Here is an 18,157-nt window from a genome sequence, read left to right on the forward strand (position 1 = left end):
GCGGCGCCATCTTCGCCGCCTGGCCGCCGCTCTATGCGGTGTCCTTCTCCGGCTTCTATCTTGCCATGTTCGCCATCCTGTTTGCGTTGATCCTGCGGCCGGTCGCCTTCAAATACCGGTCGAAGCGCGAAAGCGCCCGTTGGAAGGCCGGTTGGGACTGGGCGCTGTTCATCGGCGGCTTCGTTCCCTCGCTGATCTTCGGCGTGGCGGTCGGCAACGTGCTGCAGGGCGTGCCCTTCCGCTTCGATGACGACATGCGCATCTACTATGAAGGGTCGTTCTTCGCGCTTCTGAACCCTTATGCGCTGCTCTGCGGCCTTCTCTCTGTCTCCATGCTCACCATGCACGGTGCAGCCTGGCTTCAGGTCAAGACGGACGGTGTCGTTGCGGAGCGTGCTCGTCGCTATGGCAGTCTGGCGGCTGTGGCCGTGATCGTTCTCTTTGCGCTGGGCGGCCTGTTTCTCTGGGCGGGGATCGACGGCTATCGCATTTCCAGCGCCATCGATGCGGCCGGCCCTTCCAATCCGCTGCTCAAGACCGTCGAGCACAGTCCAGGGGCGTGGCTTGTCAACTACGGTACGCATCCGTGGATGATGATCGCGCCGGTTCTCGGTTTCGTCGGCGCGGCCGCCGCCCTGCTTGCCATGCTGGCCCGGCGTGAAGTGACCGTGCTGTTGTTCAGCAAGCTTGCCATCCTCGGCATCATCTCGACGGTGGGTCTGTCGATGTTCCCGTTCATCCTGCCGTCGTCGCTCGATCCGCGCTCCAGCCTCACGGTCTGGGACGCATCGTCCAGTCACCTGACCCTGTTCATCATGCTTGTCGTCACGGGCATCTTCCTGCCGATCGTGCTCGCCTACACTGCCTGGGTCTATCGGGTGCTGTGGGGCAAGGTCGACGAGAAGACGGTCAATGACAAGGGCGGTCACGCCTACTAACCTTCAAGGAGATTCCGCATGTGGTACTTCGCCTGGCTTCTCGGCTTTCCTCTGGCCGCCGCTTTCGCTGTCCTCAATGCCATGTGGTATGAACTCGTCGACGATCAAGCGACGAACAACAAGCACGGATAAGGCGCACGCGGCCGGGCACAGTACCCGGCCGCGTGCCGACCAATCACTCCCCAGATCTATTGAAAGACGTTTTTCCCGTGCTCACCAGTTCGCTTATTCGTTACGCTCAACCTGTACCGCGCTACACCAGTTATCCCACGGCGCCGCATTTCCACGACGGCATTGACCATGTAAGCTACGCCAGATGGCTTGGCGAAACGGATCCGCACAAACCCGTTTCGCTTTACCTGCATGTGCCCTTTTGCGACCGGCTCTGTTGGTTTTGTGGCTGCCATACCAAGCAGGTACGGCGCTACGATCCCATCGCCGATTATCTGGACGCACTTGAGGCGGAGATAGCACTCGCAGCAAAGGCCCTTCCGGGCCGGCGGCATGTGAGCGCTATCCATTTCGGTGGCGGCTCGCCCACCGTGATCGAGCCTGACGACATCGACAGTCTTCGTAGGAAACTCGATAGCGCTTTCGACATCGACCCTGATTGTGAGATCAGCGTCGAGATCGACCCACGCAATGCGAGGCCCGACAAACTCGAAGCCTGGCATCGTTTCGGCATGACGCGGGCGAGCCTTGGCGTTCAAGATTTCGATTCCGACGTTCAAAGGGCAATCAATCGGCTGCAAAGCTTCGAACAGACGCGCGCGGTCGTGGAAGCATTGCGCGACGTGGGCGTGGGCTCGATCAATCTCGATATTCTCTACGGCCTGCCGCTTCAAACGACGGAGACGCTGCGTCGAACTATCGATCTTGCCGTGTCGATGCGGCCGAACCGTATTGCGCTCTTCGGCTATGCGCATGTTCCCTGGATGAAAAAACACCAGAGCCTCATCGATCAAAATACCCTTCCTGGTCTGGCCGAGCGGTTCGACATGGCAAGCTTTGGTGCTGCTCAATTGGCGGAAGCCGGCTACATCCCGCTGGGTATCGATCATTTCGCCGACGAGAAAGACAATCTTTCGGCGGCGGCGGCCACGGGAAAGATGCGACGCAACTTTCAGGGATACACGACGGACGAAGCTGAGACGCTGATCGGGCTCGGAGCATCTTCCATCGGAAACCTGCCGCAAGGCTACGTCCAGAATGCGGTCTCTGTTGGCGATTATATCCGTCGAGTCAGAGCAGGCGCGCTAACGACCAGTCGCGGCTTTGCCCTTTCGCCCTCCGACCGGATCATAGGCAAACTGATTGAGAGCCTAATGTGCAATTTTTCCTTCTCCATCGCAGATCTGAGGCGAACCTTCGGAAGCCAGGTCGACCATTTGCAAATCGAAGCCGCAGCGATCACTGCCGAGGAGAAAGACATGATCGACTTTGACGGCGATCTATTCCTGGTGAAATCGGCAGCGCGACCCTTTGTTCGCACGATTGCTTCCCGCTTCGATCGCTATCTGCCGACCAACAAGGCGCGCCACAGCACAGCCGTTTGACGCCTTTGAAAGAGACAGATTAATCGAGAAGTTCACGCAGACGGACAGCAAGCTCGCGGGCGGTATAAGGCTTTTTCAACCAGCTGCCGGCTTCCGCTAATTCGCGACCGGCGATCGTGGGCTCGGCATACCCTGAAGTGAACAGGACTTTGATTTCGGGCCGCAATGTTCGGACCTTGTGTGCCAGTTCGTCACCAGTCATGCCGCCCGGCATCACGACATCGGTGAAAAGCAGAGCGATATCCGGGTTCTCCTGAAAGAGCGCGAGTGCCTCGGTTCCATTGGTCGCCTCGATGACCCTGTAGCCGGCATCGAGAAGCCGGGAGACTGTGACGCGGCGAACGCGCTCGTCGTCTTCGACGACGAGGATGCGTTCGAAGCCTTTTGGAATATTGGGTTTCTTGTCCTCATCGACGCGATCCGGTTCGGTTCCCGCTGGCGCCTTCTGCGCCGGCAGAAAGATGCGAATGCTCGTCCCTTGGTCGATCTCACTGTAGAGTTGGACGAGTCCTCCCGATTGCTTTGCAAAACCATAGACCATGCTAAGGCCAAGCCCGGTGCCGGCGCCCATTCCCTTTGTCGTAAAGAATGGCTCGAACGCTCGCTTCTTCGTCTCGCTCGACATACCAACGCCGGTATCGGTCACCGCGATCAGCACATATTCGCCGCTCCGGACTTCGGGATACATCCGCGCATAATCGGCATCGAGCCGAAGGCGTGAAATCTCGATCGTCAGGAGGCCACCGCGCGGCATCGCATCGCGCGCATTGATTGCCAGATTGAGAAGAGCATTCTGCAGTTGCGAGCCGTCAACAAGCGCTTCATTCACGGAACCGGTAACAACGGTTCGCAATTCGATCGATTCCCCCAGCGTACGCCGCAATAGATCAGAGAAGCTGGATATGAACTTGCCGACATCCATAAGCTTCGGGTTGAGCGGCTGGCGGCGACCAAAGGCGAGGAGTTGAGCCGTGAGCTTCGCGCCATCCTCGGCTGCTGCTTGCGCTTCAGAAACCAGCGAGAGTAGCTTAGTATCCTGCAGCCTTGCTTCGATCATTTCCAGGTTGCCGCTGATGACGGTGAGCAGATTGTTGAAGTCGTGTGCCAGCCCGCCCGTCAATTGGCCGACGGCTTCCATCTTTTGCGACTGCCGCAGTTCTTCTTCGATCTTGTGACGGCTCGTCAGATCACGGACGAAGCCGGTAAAGATGCGCTTGCCATTGGCGATCGCCTCACCGACCGACAATTCCATTGGAAAGACCGTACCGTCTTTGCGTCGCCCGCTGACGACACGACCATAACCAATGATGCGCCGCTCGCCGGTCCTCAGATAGTGTGAGAGATAGCCGTCATGTGCCTCACGATCCGGTGAGGGCATCAGCATACGAACATTTTCGCCGTAGACTTCTTCGGCGGCATACCCAAACAGTTGCTCTGCCGCGGCGCTGAAGGATGCAATCGATCCCGCTTCGTCAATGACGATCATTGATTCGGGCACCGTGGCAAGGATCGAGCGGAGGTGCGCTTCCCGCTCTGCCAGATCTGCTTGAATCTGCTTGAGGTCGCTTATGTCGTTATTTGTCTGGACAATCACCTGCCGTGCCGGATCGACGGTGGACGCCGCAACCCACCGGCTGGTCACAACAATGGGCCTGCCGTCCTTATGGTGATGAATGAGTTCTCCCTGCCAGTCAGCCTCCTGAACGATCTTGTCGCGTATGGTATTGAGGGGTTCGGGGAAGATCGTTGATAGCAAGTCATGAACCACTCGGCCGATTGCTTCCTGTCGGGTCCACCCGTAAAGCCGCTCGCATCCCGTAGTCCATCTGCTGATGACGCCGTCGAACCCGTGAACCACAATATTTGCACTATCGAGAATCTGGGTGATCTCGTCCAATCTGCTTTCGGCGACCCGAAGTTGTGACGGCTGGTCGTTCATAGTTGTTCCATTTGCAATTCGTTAGTGGCGTCGCCGCGTATTGTCCAAGGAAATGACGGACGAACTACTGCCGTGGTATTCATCGCCCTCTCCTGCCAGATGTGCAAGTGTACCTACCTTTATAATGCAGACCGAATGGCGGCCCGCAGGACCGACGATACCCTTGTTTGTCAGCTTCGTCATGGTCCTCGAGACTGTTTCGATCGTAAGGCCGAGATAATCGGCGATATCGAGGCGGGTCATCGGAAGATCGACGACGTTACTCGAGCAGTCCTGCTCACGCTTACGCTGAAGCTGTTGCAGCAAGAAGCTGCAAAGCCGCTCTTCGGCATTCTTGCACGATAACAGCACCATTTGATCTTGCGCCGCCGCCATTTCGTCACAAAGACGTGCAAGGAGTTGGGGCCTCAACTCTGGCGAGCCACTGACTGTTTCCTCGAAGGCCTTGCGGGAGAAGCGGCGCAGTCTGGTTGGCGTCACGGCTTCAGCGCTATAGAGATAATGGTTTCTGAGCGACACACCGACAAGATCGCCTGGATACAGAAAACCGGTGATGACACGTCTGCCATCCGCCATGATCTTGAAAATACGCAAAACACCCTCGACCAGCTCAAAAAGGTGCTTTGCCTGATCACCTTCAAAAAACAACGTTCTACCGGCATCGAGCTGTTCCATTGGCTGTTTCCAGAATAACGCCTGAAGACACGCCGGTTCTTTATCAAAAGCAACGACAACGTCGCTGTAGTTCTGAGCCTGTTCTGCGTGACTTGCCGACAACATGACGATCCCTCTCAAAAGTTGTTCTGATGCCGGTCAGATTGACGTGTTCCGAGTGACAGCCGAATGCCGCGCGTGTTAGAGATGGTGCAATTTTGTAACGGATTGTCACAGGGTCGAAACCCATTCAACTGGAACCTTTGCAATGGCCTCGGATCAACAGCGACGCGAACATGTTCTGGTCGTAGATGACGATGCGCGCATCCGACAGATGCTGACACGGTATTTCGAGGACGAGGGATATGTCGTAAGCGCGGTTTCGAACGGCTCGGAAATGCGAGCCAACCGGAGGCAGCAGAATTTTGATATCATTCTGCTCGACTGGGTTCTTCCCGGTGGGGAAGACGGGCTGGATCTTGCTCGCGAAATTCGTGGGCAGTCGGACGTTCCAATCATGATGCTGACGGGCCGCGATGATGTGGTCGACAGGATCGTCGGGATTGAGGTCGGAGCTGACGATTATATCGCCAAGCCCTTCCATCTTCGGGAAGTGCATGCTCGCCTGAAAGCTATCCTTCGCCGTCGCCAACCGGCGATAAAAAAACCGGAGGGCGATGCGGGCGACGTCATCCGTTTCGAAGGCTGGCAGCTCGACATCAGCAAGCGCCAACTTCTGTCGGCGGACAGGAACGAAATCGAACTGACCACCGGTGAATTCGATATACTGGTTGTATTTGCGCGCCACGCTGGTCGAGTGCTCAACCGTGAGTTCTTGATGGAGCTGACGCGTGGCCGGAATCTGGAAGTCTACGACCGGACGATCGATGCCCAGATTGCGCGATTGCGCAAGAAAATCGAGACGGATCCCACACATCCACAGCTGATCAAATCGGTACGCGGTGTTGGCTACGTCTTCACCGGCAAGGTGTAAGTGCCCTGAGTTGCAGTAGAGGAAGCTTCAAGGATCTTTGCCGCCAGACAACATCATCAGGCCATGATCCAGCCGCTGGAACTGCTCCTCGTCGTGCATTTGCTCCCAATTCCCTGCATTCTGGTTCCAGAATCGAATCTGCGCGCACCTCAGTTCCTTGGCTCGCGAACGAATGCTGGCAAACAGGGTTCTCGCAAGGCCACGTTCATCGGCAGCACTTGTGACGATCAGAAAGATGACATCAAGCAACGGACCGACGACGGGATGGTCGCTGTGCCTATAGATGCTCAGGCCTTGAATGTAGCCTCGAGGGTTGACCGCGACGAGGATTTCCTCGCGGCGGATGGCATCTGATGCCATCCGCTGCCACGCTACCATACCAAGGGTTGGGACTGCTGCCTGGATGAGAGGATAGGCCCGCACAATCTGATCCGGCCGCAGCGCGGCAATAACATAGATGCCAGCCATCCCTCTCCCCCTTCTAAGTCCCTTCTAAGAATGAATGCAAGCGGCCACGCCATATCGAAGCGACCGCACAACGATTGGATGTCATCGTGTCATCATCAGGGGAACAGCTGTCTGTTCCAGCATGGAGCGCGTTACCCCTCCAAAAATCCACTCCCGCACGCGTGAATGTCCGTAGGCGCCCATGACGATTAGATCGGCGCCGATATCTGTCGCATGCTGTCGCAGGACGTCGGCGACGGCTCGGCCACCGCTAGCTAAAACATTGACTGATACCCGAACTCCATGCCGCGCAAGGAAAGCAGCGACATCCGCGCCCGGTTCTTCGCCGCTACTGTGGGTCGATGCATGGGGATCGACAATCGCAACACTCACATTGTCGGCTGCGGTCAGCTGCTCCATCGCAGCGCGGACGGCCTGACTTGCTTCGTTACGCGAGTCCCAGGCGATCAGCACCGTTTTTGGGCGCAGTGAGGCCGCATGTCCCTTGGGTACGACGAGGATCGGGGCCGGCGACTGAAACAGGGCGCCGTTCAAAATTTCGCGCCTCATATCGTCCAGGGCCAGAAGGCCGCCGCCGATCAACGTCAGATCGACATAACGCGCCCGTTCTCCGATTTCGTTTTCCGCCCACCCGTATTCCGTAAAGACACTGGCCACATCAAACGAAATGTCGTCCGATTGCAGTATCGTCTTGGCAGCAGCCACCTTTAGGCTGAGCTGTTCCGTCTCGCGCTCGCGCTCCTCGATCCAGGCTGTCGAGGTCACTTCGCCGTAGCCGCCGATCGGTGGAGCAGCAAGTGCTGTCACCAGCACCGAGAGATGCGCCTTCGACTCCCGGCACAATTCGATCGCGGAGTGTAGATCGTCGTCGTTTTGATTGACGCCGATGATACTCAAAATGGTCTTGGCTTGCATGGTCACACCTCCTGTTTGAACTTGTTGGATCGGTGTGAGTTTAAGCAACAGAACGAAGTCCGCGTTGATCTTGGTCAAGATTGAAGATCAAGGAGAAATCGCGCGCATTGAACAGCTTGATTTGGGTCAAAGCCAATGACCCCGTCCTGCCGTAGAGACGATGCTGATCCTCAGGCGACACATTCCAGGCAAAGCCGATCGAGATGTTCCGCCAAAGCCGATCATTTCCGGCATTTCGTGGGAAACGCCGGCTCCTGAACCGAAGGAAACATTATGCCGGATACCAACCTGCTTCTCACATTCAATACAGGCTCTTCATCACTGAAGATCGGTCTGTTTGAGTGGGATGCGCAAGGCGCGCGTCGTATCGGCAAGGGCCTGGTGGATTTCAGCAGAAGGCCCCTCACCTTTCATCTGACCGAAGGACCTGCCGTCTTTGACCTTCGCCTGCACGCCGAAGGAGGCGAAGATCTGCGCGATGTCATTGCAGAAGCATTCGAAGTGCTCGGCATGCATTTCGATATGGCCGCGGTGCGCGCCGTGGGTCATCGCGTGGTTCACGGTGGAGATCAGTTCACAGGACCTGTTCGTCTCGACGAAGGCAATATCGGCGAACTGGATAAGCTGGTCGCCCTTGCCCCTTTGCATCAACCACAGGCACTCCGTGTGATCCGTGCCGTCAAACATCTGCGACCGACGCTCGTCCAGACCGCGTCCTTCGATACGGCCTTTCATGCAACCCAAAGTGATCTTGTGCGCCGATTTGCTCTTCCGCGAGCCCTACACGATCAGGGGATCAAACGTTATGGTTTTCATGGTCTCTCCTACGCCTTCATTGCAGGGGAGTTACGCCGGCGCGTTCCGGATGTTGCTGCCCGCAAGGTGATCGTTGCCCACCTCGGCAACGGTGCCAGCCTCTGCGCCCTCGATGGCGGTGAAAGCCGCGATTGCAGCATGGGGTTTTCAACGCTCGACGGCATACCGATGGCAACGCGTTGCGGCGCACTCGATCCCGGCGTGTTGCTCCATCTTCTTGGGCCGAAGGCCAGGACCCTGCGGAATCTAGAGGACATGCTCTATCATCGCTCCGGTCTGCTCGGCGTATCGAGCATCAGCGGTGATACCCGTGATCTGCTGAAAGACGAGCGTCCTGAGGCGCGAGAAGCGATTGATCTGTTTGCCTTGCGGATTGCTGGCGAAATCGGCCGCATGACGGCAACGCTTGGCGGCCTGGACGGCATCGTTTTCACCGCCGGGATCGGCGAGCATCAGCCGGAAATCCGTGCCGCGATCTGCGACCGCCTGCGATGGTTGGGCGTCGCCCTCGACGGTAAAGCGAATGCCACCAGCGCGTCCATCATCAGCACTTCGGCAAGCTCTGTGGCGACCTTCGTCATCGCAACGGACGAGGAGCAGATCATCGCCAATGAAGCCCTGTCGGTTCTGGCAGGCAAGTGATCCAGATCAGCAGCCCATCGCGCCGTTCGCGGCAGTGTAACGAACGACCATATTGAATCGGAGCAACCACATGGAAAACCAGCCAGCCGCGACTTTTACACATCCGCTCGCCGCCGCCGAACTCGACCTCATCGACCGCTATTGGCGGGCGGCCAATTACCTCTCGGTCGGCCAGATCTACCTGCTCGACAATCCGTTGCTGCGCGAACCGCTGACGGTCGAGCATATCAAGCCGCGCCTGCTCGGCCACTGGGGCACGACCCCAGGGCTGAACTTCATCTACGCCCATCTCAACCGGGTCATCCGAAATCGCGATCTTAATATCATCTATATTTGCGGCCCCGGGCATGGCGGCCCCGGCATGGTCGCCAACACCTATCTCGAAGGCACCTACAGCGAGATCTACCCGGATATTTCGACGGATACGGACGGCATGCGCAAGCTGTTCCGTCAGTTCTCCTTTCCCGGCGGCATTCCGAGTCATGCGGCGCCTGAAACACCGGGATCGATCCATGAGGGCGGCGAACTCGGCTATGCGCTGGTGCATGCCTATGGCGCCGTCTTCGACAATCCCGATCTGATCGCCGCCTGTGTCGTCGGTGATGGCGAAGCGGAAACCGGTCCGCTTGCCGCAAGCTGGCACTCCAACAAGTTTCTCAACCCGGCCCGCGACGGCGCGGTGCTGCCGATCCTGCATCTCAATGGCTACAAGATCGCCAATCCGACCATCCTTGGCCGCGACACAGACGAGGATCTACGTCATCTCTTCATCGGCTACGGCTACGAACCCTTCTTCGTCGAAGGTTCCGATCCGCACCAGATGCATCAGGCGATGGCTGCGACCTTCGAACAGGTTTTCGACCGCATCCGCGCCATCCAGGCCGAAGCCCGCACCGGCGCTCCGGGCAATTTCTGCCCGCGCTGGCCGATGATCGTGCTCAGAAGTCCGAAGGGCTGGACAGGACCGAAGGAAGTCGACGGCAAGAAGGTCGAGGGTTTCTGGCGGGCGCATCAGGTGCCGGTTTCCAATTGCCGCGAGAACCCCAGCCATCGAAAGATCCTGGAAGATTGGATGCGCAGCTACAACCCTGAGGATCTGTTCGACACCGACGGGCGCTTGAAAGAGGAATTACGTGCGCTGGCACCGGCAGGCGAACGCCGCATGGGTGCAAATCCTCATGCCAATGGCGGCTTGCTGCGCCGTGAGCTCGTCGTACCCGATATTCGCGACTATGCGGTTGCCGTCTCGGAGCGAGGCAGAACAATGGCTCAATCGACCGAGATTCTCGGGCATTATCTGCGCGATATCCTCACCCTCAATGCCGATCACGCCAATTTCCGCATCTTCGGCCCAGACGAGACGGAATCCAACCGTCTCGGGAGCGTCTTCGAAGTGACAAACCGTGTGTGGATGGAGGAGATAAAGCCCTATGACGTCAGTCTAGCCCGAGACGGCCGGGTCATGGAAGTACTCAGCGAACATCTATGCCAGGGATGGCTCGAAGGCTATCTGCTGACTGGCCGCCATGGTCTGTTCTCCTGCTATGAAGCCTTCATTCACATCGTTGATTCGATGTTCAATCAGCACGCCAAATGGCTGAAAGTGTCGCGCGAACTGCCATGGCGAAAGCCGGTTTCCTCGCTGAACTACCTTTTGACCTCGCATGTCTGGCGACAGGACCATAATGGCTTCAGCCATCAGGATCCGGGGTTCATCGATGTTGTTGCCAACAAGAGAGCCGACACAGTGCGCATCTACCTGCCGCCGGATGCCAATACGCTGCTATGGACCGGCGACCATTGCCTGAAAACCTATGACCGCATCAATGTCATCGTCGCCGGCAAACAACCGGAGCTGCAATGGCTGTCGATGGATGAAGCAGTCAAGCATTGCGAAGCCGGCATCGGCATTTGGGATTGGGCCAGCAACGAACAGAGCGCGGTCGAACCGGATGTCGTCATGGCCTGCGCCGGTGATGTCCCCACCATGGAGACGCTCGCTGCCGTCGATCTTCTCCGCCAGAATATTCCGGAGCTGTCGATCCGCGTTGTCAACGTAGTCGACCTGATGGCGCTGCAATCGAAGCAACAGCATCCGCATGGTCTCGCCGATGAGGTCTTCGACGGCTTGTTCACACCGGACAGGCCGGTCATCTTCGCCTATCACGGCTATCCCTACTTGATCCATCGCCTGACCTACCGGCGCACCAACCACCGCAACTTCCATGTCCGCGGCTTCATCGAGGAAGGTACGACGACGACCCCCTTCGACATGACCGTTCTCAACGAGCTCGATCGCTATCATCTGGCCATCGAAGCGATCGAGCGCGTGCCGGGTCTCAAGGAAAAAGCACAGGATGTGATCAAGCTTTTCCGCGACAAGCTCGAAGAACACGGTCGCTACATTCGCCAATACGGTGAGGACATGCGGGAAATCAGCAATTGGAAATGGCCCTATAACGGCGGTGGGGATCGTTTGTCATGAAGTGATGCCTTTTACCAAGGGAGCGGCACGGGCACCGGAGACCTTCTCGCGGTAGACACCGGCGATGTAGTTGCCCGCCGACCGCGTGCCGTGCTCGATCTCAGCCTGACGGGTAAGGTCCTGTTCGTCAGGGCTGACCCGAAGATAGATGCGGGCAACCTTCATGGTTAGGAGGCCAGGATGGCTATACCGAACTTTGCCAACCCTAGAAGCCATGGTCACGAATGGCAAAGCCGATGTAAATTGGCTAGGTCCAAAATGCCCGTCAAATTTTGCCATCAGCGGCCCGCCCAGAACGGGGCACATGATCGGCCGCTGCCTATGGCGAAGAGAGCGGTAATGACCCGATCTGCCTTGGCGGCGGTTGCTGCGATCATACACCTGTCTGTTTCGGGTCGTGATGCGCTTCGCCCAGGTCGCAACGCGACCGGTCAGGTTGAGAAGTAGCGCGTTGGTGTTGTCCCGAGCGCCTTCTTGAACATCATGATGAAGGCGGTGGCAGACTCGTACCCAAGGTCGCTCGACACCCTCTGGACCGTCGCGCCGCTGGCGAGTTCGCGCAGCGCGATCACCAGGTGCAATTGCCGCCGCCACCGGCCAAAGGTCAGCCCGGTTTCCTGAACCATCAGTCGCTTCAAGGATCGCTCGCTCATGGCGACGTGGGCAGCCCATTCCCCAAGGGTGCGGCGGTCGCTCGGCTCCGCCGTCAGCGCAGCGGCGATCATGGCGATCTTGGGGTGGCTGGACACGGGTAGCTCCAGCCCCTGTTTTGGCATGAGCGCCAGTTCGTCCAGCAAGACCCGCACGAGGCGGCCGACGTGGTCATCCGGACCATAGCTGCCCGGTACATCTGCCAGGCGGAGGATCATTTCGCGAAGCATCGGCGACACGGACAGCGTGCAGCATTCCAGCGGCAGCGCCGCCGCGCCGGGTTCGACGAACAGGTAGGACAGGCGGGCGTTGGACGTAACCTGGTTGCTGTGCGGCACGCCACCCGGGATCCAGACCCCGCAGTCTGGGGGGACAATCCAGAGGCCGTTTGCAGCCGTGCAGGTGACGGCGCCGTGCAAGGCGAGGATAAGCTGGCCCTGACGGTGCTGGTGCTGCGGCACCTCGGCTTCGTAGTCGCTAAAGTCGAGATGCACGGCGACTGCCGGGCAATCCGACCGGTCGGGATCGAAGTCGGGGATGCAGGGGCGCGGCTTCTGCGCAGATTGGCCGGATTTGAAGATCATGTGGCATTATCTCTAAATTCGCGCGCACTACAATCCGCTACAAGTGTGATCAACAACCTGATGGAGACTGTCATGCGAATTGCTGTCGTCGGCGCAACCGGTAGGATCGGCGCCAAGCTCACTCGGACTCTGCTGAGCGCAGGGCATCAGGTAAAGGCCCTTTCAAGGGGCGGTCCAGCCCTCGACGCACTGGTCAAGATCGGGGCAGAGCCAGTTATTGGAAGCTTTGACACAGGCGTCGGAGAACTCGACAGGTTCTTTCAGGATGCCGATGCCGCATTCCTGATGGTCAAGACCGACTGGAACAATATTCATCAGCACTATCCAGTGGTTGCCCAGCGCTTTGTCGATGCGCTTAGCCAGTCTGCAGTCAAGCTGGCTGTCAGTTTGTCGGCTTTGGGGTCGGACGTGAATGGGAAGACCGGCCATTCGGAGTGCTTCTACATCCTCGATGAAAAGCTGAATGAACTCAGCAATATCAACCTGGTGCATTTGCGGGCGGCCTGGTTCATGGAGAATACGGCGACCTGGACGGAGTCAGTCGCAAGATATGGCCGGATCGCCTGGTTCTATAAGCCAGATCTCAAGATGCCATGGGTGGCGACGGATGACATCGCCGATCTTGCGGCTAAGGAATTGACTAGTCCGACAGGCGAACACCGCGTCATCCGGGAGGTCGGTTCGGAAGATCTCACGATGACTGAGTTAGCCGCGATCATCAGCAAAGAGATCGGCAAGCCAGTGGAGTATCGCCGCATCGACAGAAAGCGGAAGGATGTTGAAGCCGAATTTCTCAAACGCTTTGGGACGCCGAATAGATGGCTTGATGACGACCTGAGTGCTGACGCGTACAACAATGGTGTTGTGCGTTTCTATGGTGACGCCCCTCCGCTGCGTCCTCAGTTGCCCACAAAGATGGAAGCCTTCATCAGAGATGTTTGGAAGCCGCGCTATCTGCAGTCGGTTGCGAGCGAACGCGAACCCGAAACATTTTATACGTGGAGCGCAAAGCCTGAACTTTAAGGACTGATCCAATCCCACAAATCCACGATTGCGGCGGCCTTTTGGCGGAGGTGGATGCGGAGAACGGGGCCAAGATGATGTCGAATCTTAACGCCGCCAGGACGACACTGGGCTTAACGGCAGACGTGCGTGTCTAGGACGTGATGATTGGCAACGTTTAAATCATGAACAGTATGGAGACACGTAATGGCCCGTGCATGGCATCTTAAGTCGCGGCCGATTAGCAGGCCTGGTCTCGGGAATTTTGAGCTGAAGCAGATCGCGCTGCCGAGCCTCGAAGAGGGACAGATCCACGTAAGAAATCTCTCGCTTTCAGTAGACCCCTACATGCGTCCGCGCATCGATGACAATCCGCGGAGTTACATCCCACCGTTCAAAGTTGACGAGCCGATGGATGGCGGCGCGATCGGCGAAGTCCTGGAATCGAGAGCGAAGATTCAGTTGGAATCTAAAACTGCTATGCAGACATATCCCACGGATTCACGAGGTTCACTCCCATGCCCTCGAAATCTTTGACGTTTCGTGTGACCAGTGTCATACGCCGGGTGAAGGCTACCGCCGCGATATAAGCGTCATTGATCGGCCTGGGATTGGGTACATGCCATTTCGCCGCCTGAACGGCGGCCGGCTCATCCAATGGGAGGATACGACCGGAAAATGCCCCAAGGACCGTGTTTTCCATCCAGTTGCGCAATACCTTCCCGGCGACGGGATCATTGTGCTCCACCAGCCGAACGCCAATCTCCAGCTCGTGCAGGACCACGGACGAAATAAAGGTTTCGGCTGGATCGACGGTTTCGTTCCAGACCGCGACATTGGGATCAGCCCTGCCGCTCGCGACTTTGCGCAGCTCAGACACAACATTGGTATCGAGTAATAGCATCAGGACAGGTCAACCGGCTTGGCATGTTCAGAGCGCTGTGGGAGCGGCAAGTCAATGTCGTCTGCTCCTGGCGCGGCTAGCATATCGCCAAGCGTCCGCATTTTGCCGGTAAGCCGCTTGTACTCGTCGAACGACAGGAGGACGTGCGCGGGCCGTCCCCTGTCAGTGATGATGACCGGGCCGTCCTTGGCGGCGCGTTTTGCACGACCTAGATCGTGATTGAGTTCACGGCCTGAAAGCGTGGTGACGGTCATGGCAAACTCCAACGTTTGTAGCCCCGATATTTGTAGTTACGTAACCACATTTAATTCACCGAAGCTGGAATTGCAAGAAGCAGTCACGGCCGCCGATCGTGCCGACGCGAGGTGAAACGAGCGAGGTGTGATCCGGAAGTGATGGAGAGTATCGGAGAAATCAGTGCGAGCGCCGGCCACAGGCCGGGATTTCGGGAGTTCTCGACGTGCAAGGAGCGGAACAAGGGCAGCCGCAGGAGCTTCAACATGGTGGCCCCAAGGGGAAGCGGGACCGACTGCCCCTGCTCCTTGCGCTCCGCTTTTCATGGGCGGGCGGGGAGCTTCGAGGGGTGGGGTGCCAGGCGCATCCCTCGTCCGTGACTCGCGCCGCTCGATGCGGCAAGGGACGGCAAAGCGGGCTGAGAAGCTGCGCCGCCTTGTGCCGGCGGCGCGATCTCACTGCGCAATCACCTGCCGGCTTTCAATTGCGCCATCCGCTCTCCGAGCAACCACAGTGCCTTATTCAGCTTGATATCCTGATCGATCCCGCTGACGGCGCGGGACTTGACACGGCGCGGCCTTCCGAGATCGTCGTGGCCAACGCCATGCAACCCGCCCTTAATGGCATTTTCCTGCACCACGTTCCAGAGCGTCCATAGATCGTCCGCGCGGTCTTCATGACGGCGGGGGAAAAGCAACTGTTCGGCCTTGATCGGCGTCGTCGTTTCCCCTTCGCTGTTGCCAAATATGAGAACATGGGCGGCGCCTGCGACAATATCCTTTTCATCGCGGTTCAAATCGCCTCGTCAGCGCAACGCTTCCTGTCAGCCCATGGCCAAATCAATACGATCTCCCGCTGGTGTGCCAGTTCACGTCTGAAATAAAGGTCGGCATGGCGGGACAGTTCTGTCTTGGACTGTTCGGACAGATCTCCAAACTGACTGTCCTTGCCGCGATAGATCCGCACAGGCTCCAAGATAACTGAAGCGTAAGGCTTGAGGGCACCCGGGTCGAGGTCCGTGTTGAAAGCGACCCGATGATCCGTCTGCGGGCTGGTTGCGCGCAGTTGCCGGCTCGACGACAGTTCCCGGTACAGAACAGGTTGGGTAGAGCACGATGCACAGAGGGCGCTCACTGCTAAGATGAGTATCGCCCTGTGACAGGTACGTGCGATCGGCAGGAGTGCATCCATTTTCGTCTCCTCGCTCCAGAGCGGTCGTTCAGCCTTGCCGGACCCACATCCGGAGACGGCGCATAAGGGGCGCGACCCATAATCAGCTACGGGCGTTTCGACAGCATTCCAGGAATATTGCGTTTTGTTGCAGCAAGACCGGATGGGCGTCGCGCACTGTCGCTTGCGAGAGGTTGTTCGTCCGAGACAGTTCGATCTCCGTGGGTCCAGGCGAGATCGCGTTGATGATGACGGCGGTCGTGGCGAGTTCCAGCGGCCAGCTTTGCCTCAAGCTCACTACGCTGCTTTGGCTGCAGCGCACTCGTCCACTCGACGGCGCAGAGCACCGTGAGGCTCGAAAAATTTACGATCTCTAGCCATCAGTCGAGAATGTAACGGATTTCCAGGCATTGATTTCCTGTTGAAGGCGCTCCAACTTGGCCGACACATGCTTGAAGGCGTCGCTACCGAGAAGGAGCTGCGGCGGAGGATTGGTGGAATCCACCAACATCAAGACAGCCGCTGCCAATTTATCAGGATCGCCGAGTTGCTTGCCGCTCACGGCCTGACGCGCCTCGCGGATCGGATCAAACAGGCTGTCGTAATCCGCGATGGAACGCTCCGTGCGGACCATAGAACGGCCTGCCCAGTCTGTCCGAAATGAGCCGGGGCAAAGCGTCGTCACGTGAACACCGAAAGGCGCCATTTCCGAACGCATGACCTCAGAAATGCCCTGAAGCGCGAACTTGCTGCCACAGTAATAGGCGATGCCGGGCATGGTGATCATACCACCCATCGACGTGACGTTGACGATAAAGCCACTGCGGCGCTCACGGAACCTCGGAAGAAACGCCTTGGCCACCGCGACGGCACCGAACACATTCACGTCGAACTGGCGGCGCATCTCCTCGATTGGCGATTCTTCGAGCACGCCCTCATGACCATATCCTGCATTATTGATCAGCACATCGACCGGGCCATGCTCTTCCTCCACCTGCTGGACCACGCCCGGAATACGGTCGAATTCGGTGACGTCACAGATGTCTGTACGGAGTGACGGGAGCGTCTTCGCCAACGCTTCACGCGAAGCTTCGGATCGGACGGTCCCGATGACCCTGTGACCGGCGTCGATTGCAGCCGCGGCGATCGCCAACCCGAAGCCCGAATTCGCACCTGTTATGAAAAACGTTTTGCTCGACATTTCTGAAACTCCTTGATTAACCGTGGATGACAGATAATCTGGAGAAGATTCTAAATCGATCGCGGATCCTCTCAAAGCTTTGCCAAATCCTATGAATAGCGAACGGCGGCCGCTCAGGCATGACCGGCTTGTCGTCCTGGCCGGACAACTAGCTCCTCGTCTCGGCTACAATCAGACTGCGCTCGGCTGTGTCCGTATCCTCCGTACGGAAACGGTGCTCAACGACATTCCGGTTCTCTATAAGCCGGGGGCTGTGTTCGTATTGCAGGGGAGCAAATACGGCATCTTGGACGGGGAAGTCTACCTCTACGACGAGGACCATTATCTTGCCGTTTCGGTACCCGTTCCCTTCCGGATGACGTCTTCGGCCAGTCCACAGCGGCCACTGCTGGCTATCTATCTTGAATTCGACATGCAGATGGCGGCTGAGATCGCCATGCAGGTCGAGAAACACGCCGGTCCCGCAATCGCCAAGCCGATAGGGCTGCTCTCGAGCAAAATGAGCGAAGACATTGAGGGTGTCCTGCTACGCTTGCTGACGATGCTCGGTAGCCCGATCGAGGTCGCCGTGCTTGGAGGTTTTATCCTGCGTGAACTGCATTACCGGGTCATGTCAGGGCCGCAAGGTGGCGCAGTGATCGCGGCCCTGCAGCGAAAGGGGACGTCGGGAAAACTGGTTGAAAGCGTGGCTTGGTTGCGAAAGAATTACGCAGTCGAAATCGCCGTCGCGGATCTCGCTAAAAGCGTGGGAATGAGTGTCCCTTCGTACCACGTTCATTTCAAGGACCTGACGGGCTCAAGTCCGATGCAGTATGTGAAAGCGCTGCGACTCCATGAGGCAAGGCTGATGATCGCCCGCCGGAGCGGGACCATTGCAGACGTGGCTGCATCGGTCGGCTATGTCAGCCCCGCCCAATTCAGCCGCGATTTCAAACGGCATTTCGGGCGTACCGCATCGGAAGAGGTTAAGTGGGTCCAACATCACCTTGGAGATCAGGCCTAAT

At 57.9% G+C, this 18,157-nt stretch carries 20 protein-coding genes; 9 read left to right on the plus strand and 11 right to left on the minus strand.

The annotated features are described in order from the left end of the window. The 3 genes from cydB to hemN all read left to right on the plus strand — a co-directional run. The coding region (cydB, locus tag GA0061101_RS21965) for a cytochrome d ubiquinol oxidase subunit II (protein ID WP_092574861.1) at window positions 1-938 on the plus strand (938 nt) is incomplete at its 5' end. Between the two features lie 18 nt (window positions 939-956). Beyond that, window positions 957-1,070, plus strand: coding sequence for a cytochrome bd-I oxidase subunit CydX (gene cydX, locus GA0061101_RS21970; protein WP_037201400.1), 114 nt, complete (start codon window positions 957-959; stop codon window positions 1,068-1,070). A gap of 77 nt (window positions 1,071-1,147) precedes the next feature. After that, the gene (gene hemN, locus GA0061101_RS21975; RefSeq protein WP_037201403.1) at window positions 1,148-2,494 is read left to right on the plus strand and encodes an oxygen-independent coproporphyrinogen III oxidase; all 1,347 of its coding nucleotides are present in this window, start codon (window positions 1,148-1,150) and stop codon (window positions 2,492-2,494) included. Between the two features lie 19 nt (window positions 2,495-2,513). Here the strand turns inward: hemN and GA0061101_RS21980 are convergent, their stop codons facing one another. Both GA0061101_RS21980 and GA0061101_RS21985 read right to left on the minus strand, forming a co-directional pair. Next, a complete protein-coding gene (locus GA0061101_RS21980) occupies window positions 2,514-4,433 on the minus strand; it encodes a hybrid sensor histidine kinase/response regulator (RefSeq protein ID WP_092574863.1) in 1,920 nt (639 codons plus the stop codon). A gap of 21 nt (window positions 4,434-4,454) precedes the next feature. Next, window positions 4,455-5,213, minus strand: coding sequence for a Crp/Fnr family transcriptional regulator (locus GA0061101_RS21985; RefSeq protein ID WP_037201409.1), 759 nt, complete (start codon window positions 5,211-5,213; stop codon window positions 4,455-4,457). Window positions 5,214-5,355: 142 nt separating this feature from the next. Between GA0061101_RS21985 and GA0061101_RS21990 the strand changes: the two genes are divergently transcribed. Next, on the plus strand, window positions 5,356-6,081 hold the full coding sequence (locus GA0061101_RS21990) for a response regulator (RefSeq protein ID WP_092574865.1): 726 nt from the start codon (window positions 5,356-5,358) through the stop codon (window positions 6,079-6,081). A gap of 27 nt (window positions 6,082-6,108) precedes the next feature. Here the strand turns inward: GA0061101_RS21990 and GA0061101_RS21995 are convergent, their stop codons facing one another. Both GA0061101_RS21995 and GA0061101_RS22000 read right to left on the minus strand, forming a co-directional pair. Next, window positions 6,109-6,549, minus strand: a complete 441-nt coding sequence (locus GA0061101_RS21995) for a hypothetical protein (protein WP_037201414.1) — start codon at window positions 6,547-6,549, stop codon at window positions 6,109-6,111. Between the two features lie 81 nt (window positions 6,550-6,630). Then, a complete protein-coding gene (locus GA0061101_RS22000) occupies window positions 6,631-7,464 on the minus strand; it encodes a universal stress protein (RefSeq protein WP_037201416.1) in 834 nt (277 codons plus the stop codon). A 273-nt stretch (window positions 7,465-7,737) separates the two neighbouring features. On the opposite strand from GA0061101_RS22000, the gene GA0061101_RS22005 reads away from it, so the two are divergent. Continuing rightward, a complete protein-coding gene (locus GA0061101_RS22005; RefSeq protein WP_037201419.1) occupies window positions 7,738-8,922 on the plus strand; it encodes an acetate/propionate family kinase in 1,185 nt (394 codons plus the stop codon). Window positions 8,923-8,992: 70 nt separating this feature from the next. Next, window positions 8,993-11,407, plus strand: a complete 2,415-nt coding sequence (locus GA0061101_RS22010; RefSeq protein WP_092574867.1) for a phosphoketolase family protein — start codon at window positions 8,993-8,995, stop codon at window positions 11,405-11,407. On the opposite strand, the gene GA0061101_RS41120 is transcribed toward GA0061101_RS22010, so the two are convergent. Together GA0061101_RS41120 and GA0061101_RS22020 are read right to left on the minus strand one after the other, a co-directional pair. Further along, the gene (locus GA0061101_RS41120; protein ID WP_197072871.1) at window positions 11,402-11,686 is read right to left on the minus strand and encodes a recombinase family protein; all 285 of its coding nucleotides are present in this window, start codon (window positions 11,684-11,686) and stop codon (window positions 11,402-11,404) included. The genes GA0061101_RS22010 and GA0061101_RS41120 overlap by 6 nt on opposite strands. A gap of 152 nt (window positions 11,687-11,838) precedes the next feature. Continuing rightward, complete coding sequence (locus GA0061101_RS22020; protein ID WP_037201424.1) at window positions 11,839-12,642, minus strand: AraC family transcriptional regulator; 804 nt, start codon at window positions 12,640-12,642, stop codon at window positions 11,839-11,841. A 72-nt stretch (window positions 12,643-12,714) separates the two neighbouring features. On the opposite strand from GA0061101_RS22020, the gene GA0061101_RS22025 reads away from it, so the two are divergent. Together GA0061101_RS22025 and GA0061101_RS41125 are read left to right on the plus strand one after the other, a co-directional pair. Next, window positions 12,715-13,665, plus strand: a complete 951-nt coding sequence (locus GA0061101_RS22025; protein WP_047640250.1) for an NmrA family NAD(P)-binding protein — start codon at window positions 12,715-12,717, stop codon at window positions 13,663-13,665. A gap of 186 nt (window positions 13,666-13,851) precedes the next feature. After that, the gene (locus GA0061101_RS41125) at window positions 13,852-14,181 is read left to right on the plus strand and encodes a hypothetical protein (RefSeq protein WP_081938808.1); all 330 of its coding nucleotides are present in this window, start codon (window positions 13,852-13,854) and stop codon (window positions 14,179-14,181) included. On the opposite strand, the gene GA0061101_RS22035 is transcribed toward GA0061101_RS41125, so the two are convergent. From GA0061101_RS22035 to GA0061101_RS22055, 5 genes are all read right to left on the minus strand, one after another. Beyond that, window positions 14,123-14,548, minus strand: coding sequence for a type II toxin-antitoxin system VapC family toxin (locus tag GA0061101_RS22035; protein WP_092574869.1), 426 nt, complete (start codon window positions 14,546-14,548; stop codon window positions 14,123-14,125). The two genes, GA0061101_RS41125 and GA0061101_RS22035, sit on opposite strands and share 59 nt — an antisense overlap. Beyond that, window positions 14,548-14,802 carry a type II toxin-antitoxin system Phd/YefM family antitoxin gene (locus GA0061101_RS22040; RefSeq protein WP_037199083.1) on the minus strand — a complete coding sequence of 85 codons (255 nt, stop codon included), beginning with the start codon at window positions 14,800-14,802 and terminating at the stop codon, window positions 14,548-14,550. The genes GA0061101_RS22035 and GA0061101_RS22040 overlap by 1 nt, the downstream gene beginning before the upstream one ends. Before the next feature lie 446 nt (window positions 14,803-15,248). Continuing rightward, complete coding sequence (locus GA0061101_RS22045) at window positions 15,249-15,578, minus strand: DUF932 domain-containing protein (protein WP_081938809.1); 330 nt, start codon at window positions 15,576-15,578, stop codon at window positions 15,249-15,251. Further along, the gene (locus GA0061101_RS22050) at window positions 15,575-15,973 is read right to left on the minus strand and encodes a DUF3313 family protein (RefSeq protein ID WP_051963996.1); all 399 of its coding nucleotides are present in this window, start codon (window positions 15,971-15,973) and stop codon (window positions 15,575-15,577) included. Before GA0061101_RS22050 ends, GA0061101_RS22045 begins: the two co-directional genes overlap by 4 nt. A 352-nt stretch (window positions 15,974-16,325) precedes the next feature. Then, window positions 16,326-17,153 carry an oxidoreductase gene (locus GA0061101_RS22055; RefSeq protein ID WP_037199084.1) on the minus strand — a complete coding sequence of 276 codons (828 nt, stop codon included), beginning with the start codon at window positions 17,151-17,153 and terminating at the stop codon, window positions 16,326-16,328. 91 nt (window positions 17,154-17,244) lie between these two features. Between GA0061101_RS22055 and GA0061101_RS22060 the strand changes: the two genes are divergently transcribed. Next, complete coding sequence (locus GA0061101_RS22060) at window positions 17,245-18,156, plus strand: AraC family transcriptional regulator (protein ID WP_037199171.1); 912 nt, start codon at window positions 17,245-17,247, stop codon at window positions 18,154-18,156. Window position 18,157 lies beyond the last annotated feature (1 nt).

The sequence above is a fragment of the Martinezella lusitana genome, from assembly GCF_900094565.1.
GTDB lineage: Bacteria > Pseudomonadota > Alphaproteobacteria > Rhizobiales > Rhizobiaceae > Rhizobium > Rhizobium lusitanum.